Raw genomic sequence first — 229 nt, forward strand, 5'->3', positions numbered from 1 at the left:
GGTGGACGGTGACGACGGCCTGGGTGACCCGGGGGTGGGTCAGGAGCGCGGCCTCGGTCTCCCCCGGCTCGACGCGGAAGCCCCGTATCTTGATCTGGTCGTCCACCCGGCCCTCGTAGACGAGACGGCCCTCCCGGTCGAAGCGGGCCAGGTCACCGGTCCGGTAGAGCCGGCCGGGCCCGAACGGGTTCGGCACGAAACGGACGGCCGTCAGATCCGGCCGACCGAG

At 72.9% G+C, this 229-nt stretch carries 1 protein-coding gene; it reads right to left on the reverse strand.

All coding sequences use genetic code 11. From position 1 onward, the window contains the following. Nucleotides 1-229: AMP-binding protein (locus ADL08_RS15100; protein ID WP_159043080.1), on the reverse strand; the 229-nt coding region annotated here is incomplete at both ends.

This window comes from Streptomyces sp. NRRL F-6492, assembly GCF_001280125.1.
Lineage (GTDB): Bacteria > Actinomycetota > Actinomycetes > Streptomycetales > Streptomycetaceae > Streptomyces.